This is a genomic window from Inquilinus limosus MP06, assembly GCF_000767795.1.
GTDB lineage: Bacteria > Pseudomonadota > Alphaproteobacteria > DSM-16000 > Inquilinaceae > Inquilinus > Inquilinus limosus_E.
Genome location: NZ_JANX01000995.1, coordinates 1 through 1,239, shown reverse-complemented (window position 1 = coordinate 1,239; position 1,239 = coordinate 1). Strand labels below are relative to the sequence as shown.

Below are 1,239 nucleotides of genomic sequence, written 5' to 3'. Positions count from 1 at the left end.
GGCGCCGCCCGGATAGCCGCGATAGCTGGGCAGATGCTCGATCACCGCGGCCAGAGCCTCGCGGATCGCGGCGCGGGTCAGGTCGCGTTCCTGCCAGCCGGCATAGGCCAGCCGGTCGACGGCGTCGACCAGGGCCTCGAAGGGCGCGGCCAGGCTGCCCTCGATCACCGCGCGGCGGCACTGGCGGACGGTGTCGGCCATGCTGTCCTGGTCGCCGGTGAAGCGGGCATAGGCGGCGCGGATCGGGCCGGCCGCGGCGGGGTCGACCTGCAGCGCATGGATCGCATTGGCGACTTCGTAGCCGCTGGTGCCCTCGACCGGCCAATCGGCGGGCAGGTCCTCGCCCTCGGCCAGGATCTTCTCCACCCAGATCGCGAAGGGCGCGCCGGCGGGGCGGACGGCGTCCACCGCCTGGCGCAGCCGGGCCAGGTAGCCGCCCGGGTCGGCCAGCCCGTCGGCATGGTCGATGCGCAGCCCCTGGATGTGGCCGGCGGCGACCGCGCCGAGGATGCGGCCATGGGTGGCGTCGAACACCGCCGGGTCCTCGACCCGCACCCCGACCAGCCCGTCGATGTCGAAGAAGCGGCGGTAGTTGATCTCGGCCGAGGCGACGCGCCAGTGGGCCAGCCGGTAGTGCTGCCGCTCCAGGACGGCATGCAGCGCGTCCGGGCCGAGATCCCCGGCGATCGCCTCCGCCGTGCCGGGGGCGACGGGCAGGATGTGCCCGGGCACCGCGACCACGGGACGGCCGCTGGCGGGATCGCGGACCAGCCGGATATCGCCGGTGCGCAATGCCTCGCCGTAGCGCTTGCCGAGGATCGGCAGCAGCACCCGGCCGGGATTGGCCTGAGCCTCCCAGTCGATGTCGAACACCGCGGCGTGCCGGCTGGCCTGCCCATGCTCCAGCACGTCGCGCCACCATGGATTGGCCAGGCTGGCCGCCATGTGGTTCGGCACGATGTCGAGGATCAGGCCGAGGCCGTTGGCCTTCAGCGCCTCGGTGAAGCGGGCGAAGCCCTCCTCGCCGCCGCGCTCCGGGTCGATCCGGGTCGGGTCGACCACGTCATAGCCATGGGCCGAGCCGGGGCAGGCGGCCAGCAGCGGCGAGGCATAGACATGGCTGACGCCGAGCCGGGCGAGATAGGGCAGGGCGGCGCGGGCGTCGTCCAGGGTGAAACCGGCATGGATCTGCAGCCGGGCGGTGGCGCGGGGCGGGCGGACGACCGCGCTCACGACGCC

At 74.1% G+C, this 1,239-nt stretch carries 1 protein-coding gene; it reads right to left on the bottom strand.

All coding sequences use genetic code 11. From position 1 onward, the window contains the following. The coding region (gene treY, locus P409_RS34680; protein ID WP_081992233.1) for a malto-oligosyltrehalose synthase at positions 1 to 1,239 on the bottom strand (1,239 nt) is incomplete at both ends.